The organism is Leucobacter soli (assembly GCF_042659205.1).
Taxonomy (GTDB): domain Bacteria; phylum Actinomycetota; class Actinomycetes; order Actinomycetales; family Microbacteriaceae; genus Leucobacter; species Leucobacter soli.
The window spans coordinates 1-5,228 of the sequence record NZ_JBHSRW010000162.1; the positions used below are offsets into that span (position 1 = coordinate 1).

Sequence of the window (5,228 nt, forward strand, 5' to 3'; positions counted from 1 at the left end):
CCGTGAACGTGCTGCTGCTGCTCTGGGGCACGCCGTTCCTGACGGGCGGGGCCGGGCTCTCGCCCGCGGCGTCGGCCGGCCTGCTCAGCATCGCCGTCTTCGCGTCGATGGCGGCCGGCGCGAGCCTCGGACCGCTGACCTCCCGCTTCGTCGAGCGGCGCGTGCGGATGGTCGAGGCGATCACGGTCTGCGTGATGCTCTCCTGGATCGTGACGCTGCTGTGGCCGGGCACGCCGCCCTTCTGGGCGCTGCTGATGCTCGTGATCGTGGTCCCGGTCGGCGGCCCGGCCTCGATGATCGCCTTCGAGGTCGTGCGGTCGCATACGCCGCGCAGCTATCTCGGGCTCGCGACCGGGTTCACCAACATGGGCGGCTTCATCGCGACACTGATCGCGATGCCGCTCATCGGTCTCGCACTCGATCTGCAGGGCGCGGGCGAGCCGGAGAACTACTCGATGGACGCCTTCCGCTGGGCCTTCCTCATGCAGGTCCCGATCTGGCTGCTCGGCCTGATCATGATCGCCGTCGAGCGGCGGCGGACGGAGCGATGGATGATGCGCCACGGGCGCACGTTGCGTTAGGGTCGCTGCATGCGCACATTCCGGACTCTCTCACGCGATCTGCTCGGGGGAGTCGCCGCCCTCGCCCTCATCGCGAGCGGGGCCGCGCCGGCCCTCGCCGCGCCGCGCGTCCCCGTGTTTCCTTCGGCCGAGACGGCAGCGGCGGAGACGACCGCGGCTCCACCGGCCACCGCGGTGGTGGCAGCCGCCCTCGGCATCGCGAAGCCGACGCTCTCCGGCAGCACGAGGGTGGGAGGCACCATGCGCGCCAAGGTGCGGTCCACCGGCACCGTCAAGCCGAAGCTGCACTACGACTGGCTGCGCGACGGCGTGAGGATCGGGGGCGCGCATACGAGCTCCTACACGCTGAAGTCGAAGGATCGTACGCATCGGATAACCGTGCGCGTCCGGGCGAGCGCCGCCGGGCAGGCGAGCGTCACGAAGACGTCGGCGAAGAGCATCAGGATTCGGCCGCGCGCGATCGATGATCCGAAGTCCTCGCAGGTGGTCGTGAACAAGCATCGCCCGCTGAAGCCGAAGAAGTACAAGCCGAGCGGGCTGCGGCTTCCGAAGGGCATCGCGAACGGCAACGGTCAGCCGATGCGCGGCTATGCGGCACGCGCCGTGGAGAAGATGCACCAGGCCGCGCAGAAGGACGGCGTGGAGCTGCGGATCCTCAGCGCCTACCGCAGTTACGCCCTGCAGAAGCAGACATTCGACGCGTATGTCGCGCGGGACGGCCGGAAGGCCGCCGAGACCTACTCTGCGCGTCCCGGCCACTCCGAGCACCAGACCGGACTCGCCGTCGACTTCGGCGGGAACCAGGGGTGCGCCTTCGACACCTGCTTCGCGAGCACTGCCGCCGGCAAGTGGCTGAAGAAGAACGCAGCCAAGTACGGGTTCATCATGCGCTACCCGAAGGGCTACACGAAGATCACGGGCTACATCTGGGAGCCGTACCACTTCCGCTACGTCGGGAAGAAGGTGGCGAAGGACATGAAGGCGAAGAAGATCCGCACGCTCGAGCAGTACCGCGGGCTGAAGGCCGCCCCCGACTACAAGCGGTAGGGCGCCTCTCCGCGATTCGATGCCTGCTGCGGCGCACGCGAAAGCCGTGCTCGTCGCGTTGCGATCGTCCGGCACCGAATCGCGAGACTCCTAGATGGTTGATGCCAAGGTTTCAGCGGTCGTACGCCATCGGTGATCTGAGTACGGGTTGCTGCGGAATGTATCGGGAACAGGTGTCGGAGGTCGCACTCCGGATCGACGGCGAAGACGACGCGCGTGAGCGAATCCGGTCCGCTATGATCTGGCGTATTGCATGGAGCGGGAACGGGGTGCAGTTGATGCGTGGTGTCAAGGGACTGACCGGCTACGCGGTAGCGATTCTGGTCGCTTTTTCGCTCGCCGCCGGCGGTGTCGCTCCGGCAGCGGCCGACGAGAGCGCGAACGGCGGCGCGGAGTTCGCCGGAGTGAGGATCAGCTCGCTGCCCGCGAAGCTGACGCAGCCGACGAAGGGCCGAGATAGGCAGGCGCGCTTCCGTGTCAATGTCTCGGGGTCGCCGACCGCCGACGGCGGAAGATACTGGGTCAAGCCGAGCGACGTGCGGATCGAGCTGGTCGACTACATCAATCCCTCAAAGCTGAGCGCGAAGTGGCGCCGCGCCGACTTGCGCAACGGGGTCAGCGGCATACCGCAGCCGTGGCGGCCCAGCGAAGACCTCGAGGCGGGGGTGAACAGCTTTAAGATCCTGTACGACAGCTCCGCGCGGCCGGGCAAGTACGAGCTGCGCGTCAAGGTGCGTCACCAGGTCGACGGCACGACGACGGTGAAAGAGACGCGAGCCACCTTCACCGTGCAGGCGAACCCGAGTGCTTCTCGGAAGTGGAGCAACAGCCACAGCTGGATCACGTGCGCCGACTGCTACTTCTCCGGCCCCCGACGGGCAGTGCTGGTCGCCCCCGAGTGGCAGCTCGGCGCAAAGGTGACGGCATACTGCAAGGCTCAGGGCAAGAAGTGGCGCAAGGCGGCGACGGCCAAGGTCAAGAAGGGCGCGACGTACAAGGCCATGGCCCGGATCAAACTACCGAGTCGGTGCAAAGTCGGCGACAAGGTGTACCTGAAAGTCGCCAAAGTGAAGTACGCGCCGAAGTATCAGACCAAGGCGATGCGCATCCGCTAGGTGATTGATTTCAAGGGCTCGGCGGTCGTGCGCGGGGAATGATCCGAGAGCGGGCTCGCGTTTGCGCGCGGGCCGGATCAGTCGGACTGCTGCGGGCCGTCGAGGCACGCGGATCTCAGATCACGTAGAAATCAGCCTCGTCGGGCAGCTCGGCGAGCGGCGCCCCGCGGCGCGGCCGGGCTTCGGCCGGGATGCCGGTCAGCGTCGACCACGGCGGCGCCGAGCGCACGACCACGGCGTTCGAGCCGACCGCGCAGTCGTGGCCGAGCTCGATATCGCCGAGCACCTTCGCACCGGCTCCGACGACGACCCGATCGCCCAGCGTCGGGTGGCGCTTGCCCCGATCGTGGCCGGTGCCCCCGAGCGTGACCTGATGGTAGAGGTGCACGTCGTCGCCGATCACCGAGGTCTCGCCGATCACCACGCCCATGCCGTGGTCGATGAAGAGACGGCGGCCGATGGTCGCGCCGGGGTGGATCTCGATGCCGGTGAAGAACCGGGTCAGCTGCGAGATCGCGCGCGGCAGGAAGCGCAGACCGCGCCGCCAGAGGGCATGCGAGATCCGATACCACCACACGGCGTGCAGTCCGGAGTAGATGAAGAACACCTCGAGCGGCCCGCGCGCTGCAGGATCGTGCGCGCGAGCCGCTCGGATGTCTTCGCCGATGCGAGTGGGGATGTTACACCGCCAGTTCCGCGGAGCGTCGCTCAGACCGCGAGGTCTTCGAACAGGACGGTCGAGAAGTAGCGCTCGCCGAAGTCGGGCACGACGACGACGATCTTCTTCCCGGCGTTCTCGGGGCGCTTCGCCACCTCGGTCGCGGCCCAGACGGCCGCACCGCCCGAGATGCCGGCGAGGATGCCCTCGTCGGTGCCGAGGGCGCGCGCCTTGGCGATGGAGTCGGCGAGGGTCACGTCGATGACCTCGTCGTAGACCTCGGTGTCGAGGATCTCGGGCACGAAGTTGGCCCCGAGGCCCTGGATCTTGTGCGGGCCGGGCTGGCCTCCGCTGAGGATGGGCGAGTCGATCGGCTCGACGGCGATCACCTTGACGTTCGGATTCTGCTCCTTGAGGTAGCCGCCGGCGCCGGTGATGGTGCCGCCGGTGCCGATGCCCGAGACGAGGATGTCGACGGTGCCGTCGGTGTCGTTCCAGATCTCGGGGCCGGTGGTCGCACGGTGGATCGCCGGGTTCGCAGGGTTGCCGAACTGCTTGGCGAGGATGGCGCCGGGGGTGTTCGCCGCGATCTCCTCCGCCTTGGCGACCGCGCCCTTCATACCGAGGGGCCCCTCGGTGAGCACGATCTCGGCGCCGTACGCGGCGAGCAGCTTGCGGCGCTCGATGCTCATGGTCTCGGGCATGGTCAGGATCACCTTGTAGCCGCGGGCCGCCCCCACGAAGGCGAGCGCGATGCCGGTGTTGCCGCTCGTCCCCTCGACGATGGTGCCGCCGGGCTTCAGCTCGCCGGAGGCCTCCGCCGCGTCGATGATCGCGATGCCGATGCGGTCCTTCACGCTGCCGGCGGGGTTGTAGAACTCGAGCTTCGCGTAGACCTCGGCCCGAGCGCCGTCGGTCACGCGGTTGAGGCGGACGAGGGGGGTGTTGCCGAATGCCTGGGTGATGTTCTCGAACGTACGTGCCATGTGCGGGGATCCTTCGTTAACGCGTGAAACTTCAACAGAACAAAACTATATCGGAGTCTTATCGGAGGATTCACTGTGACTTATGAATGTGACGCCAGTCTCCACTCCTTACTTCCCGCTCCCGTTTGTCACCCCGTCGAGCCCGGGGTGCTCGTCGCCTCAGTGCCGTGACGGGACCTGAAGAGTCGGTGCGTGCTCCGACGCGGCCCAAAGCCCAGCAGTTGCGGCTGAGATCGCAGTTCTGGCTGACCTATTCGGCTGAGAGCATCCTCCCGAACTGCGGTCTCCTCCTGAACTGCGGGGTGAGGCGGAGCAGGTGGGGAAGAGGCGCGGCCGGGGCTGGAGGACAGGGCTGGAGGACAGGGCTGGAGGAGAGGGGAAGAGGAACGGAAGGAGCGGGAACGAACGAGTACCGGTGCCGAGCACGTCACGAGGTGTGGAAGAGTGGAGGGGTGCGGATCGAGGAGTTGCTGAAGGACGTGCGCGAGCAGCTCGAGCGCGCCGGCATAGCGAGTCCGGCCGTCGACGCCGAGCTGATCGTCGCCCACGTGCTGGGGGAGAGCCGGGGGCGTGTGCAGTCGTTCGCGATGCTCGGCACGGAGCTGGATGAGGGCCGGGCCGAGCGGATCCGCGACCTCGCCGACGAGCGCGCCCGCCGCGTGCCGCTGCAGCATCTGACGGGCCGCGCACCGTTCCGCGGCATCGAGCTCGACGTCGGGCCCGGCGTCTTCGTGCCGCGTCCCGAGACCGAGACGGTGGCGCAGTTCGCGATCGACGCCCTCGCGGCGGTCCCGGATCCGGCGCCCATCGCAGTGGACCTGTGCACCGGCAGCGGGGCGAT

At 67.9% G+C, this 5,228-nt stretch carries 6 protein-coding genes; 4 read left to right on the plus strand and 2 right to left on the minus strand.

The features are described from left to right. The 3 genes from ACFPZL_RS09655 to ACFPZL_RS09665 all read left to right on the plus strand — a co-directional run. A partial coding sequence (locus ACFPZL_RS09655; RefSeq protein WP_382335236.1) for an MFS transporter occupies positions 1–581 on the plus strand: 581 nt, incomplete at its 5' end. A 9-nt stretch (positions 582–590) separates the two neighbouring features. Beyond that, the gene (locus tag ACFPZL_RS09660; protein WP_218115896.1) at positions 591–1,628 is read left to right on the plus strand and encodes a M15 family metallopeptidase; all 1,038 of its coding nucleotides are present in this window, start codon (positions 591–593) and stop codon (positions 1,626–1,628) included. 278 nt (positions 1,629–1,906) lie between these two features. Next, positions 1,907–2,743: a hypothetical protein gene (locus ACFPZL_RS09665; RefSeq protein ID WP_382335238.1), complete on the plus strand. Its 837-nt coding sequence runs from the start codon at positions 1,907–1,909 to the stop codon at positions 2,741–2,743. A gap of 115 nt (positions 2,744–2,858) precedes the next feature. On the opposite strand, the gene epsC is transcribed toward ACFPZL_RS09665, so the two are convergent. Further along, positions 2,859–3,422, minus strand: coding sequence for a serine O-acetyltransferase EpsC (gene epsC, locus ACFPZL_RS09670; RefSeq protein WP_218115915.1), 564 nt, complete (start codon positions 3,420–3,422; stop codon positions 2,859–2,861). 29 nt (positions 3,423–3,451) lie between these two features. Beyond that, positions 3,452–4,387, minus strand: coding sequence for a cysteine synthase A (cysK, locus tag ACFPZL_RS09675; RefSeq protein WP_218115898.1), 936 nt, complete (start codon positions 4,385–4,387; stop codon positions 3,452–3,454). A gap of 452 nt (positions 4,388–4,839) precedes the next feature. Here cysK and ACFPZL_RS09680 point away from each other — a divergent pair. Further along, positions 4,840–5,228, plus strand: a 389-nt coding sequence (locus ACFPZL_RS09680) for a N5-glutamine methyltransferase family protein (RefSeq protein WP_382335240.1), incomplete at its 3' end; no start/stop codon positions are given.